1 protein-coding gene is annotated in these 1,101 nt (G+C 67.5%); it reads left to right on the forward strand.

Translation table 11 applies throughout. The annotated features are described in order from the left end of the window. Positions 1-1,101: ABC transporter substrate-binding protein (locus D3261_RS19410; RefSeq protein ID WP_120075248.1), on the forward strand; the 1,101-nt coding region annotated here is incomplete at both ends.

A 1,101-nucleotide genomic window follows, 5' to 3' on the forward strand; every position in this document is an offset into this window, starting at 1 on the left:
ATCAAGGTCGGTGTCCTGCTGCCGACGACGGGCGACCTCGCCTCGGTCGGTCAGCCGATCCAGCAGGGGGCCTTGTTGCCGGCCCGCCAGCTGAGTAGCTCGAACCTCGGCTTCACGATCGACACCCAGACCGAGGACACCCAGACCGACCCGCAAGCCGGCATCACCGCGGCGCAGTCGCTGGTCGACGGTGGCTACCCCTCGATAACCGGTGCGGCTTCCTCCGAGACGACGATCCAGGTGGCCCAGGAGGTCGCGATCCCGAACCAGGTCGTGCTGGTCTCGCCGTCGAGCACCTCGCCCGACATCACCGACCTCCAGGACAACGGCTACGTCTATCGGACACCGCCCTCGGACGCCCTCCAGGGGCAGGTGCTGGCACAGGTGGCGAACGAACGCGTCGACGCCTCGACGGTGTCGGTGATGTACGTCAACAACTCCTACGGCCAGGCGCTCGCCGACAGCTTCGTCCAGGCCTTCGGGGAGGGGAACGTGCCGGCGCAGGTCTCCTTCGAGAAGGCCCAGTCCTCCTACACCTCGAAGCTCCAGCAGGCGATGTCGTCGAGCCCCGACGGCCTCCTCGTGATCGGCTACCCCGAGAGCGGCAACCAGCTCTTCCGGGATTACTACTCGAACTACAGCCGCGACACGACCATCATGGTGACCGACGGGCTGCGTGACCCCGAGCTCCCGGGCAACGTCGGCCAGTCGATGACGAACGTGATCGGCACCGCACCGCTCGCCGCGGGGCCCGCCCAGGAGTTCTTCACCAACGCCTTCCAGGAACAGTACGGCAACGAACCCGGCGTGTTCACCTCACAGGCCTACGACGCCACCGCGGTCCAGATCCTCGCCAACGCCGCCGCGGGCGAGAACAGCGGTCCGGCGGTCCAGGAGAACGTCGCGGCCGTCGCCAACCCCGGCGGAACGGCCGTCGGCCCCGAGAACCTCGCGGAGGGGGTTCGGATGGCCGCCAACGGCGAGGAGATAAACTACCAGGGCGCATCGAGCAGCGTCAACTTCGACGAGAACGGCGACGTCGAGTCCGTGACCTACGAGATCTTCGCCTACGCCGAGGACGGCAGCGTCGAACAGGAGGAC

Origin of the sequence: Halococcus sp. IIIV-5B (assembly GCF_003602035.1) — an archaeon.
Taxonomy (GTDB): domain Archaea; phylum Halobacteriota; class Halobacteria; order Halobacteriales; family Halococcaceae; genus Halococcus; species Halococcus salsus.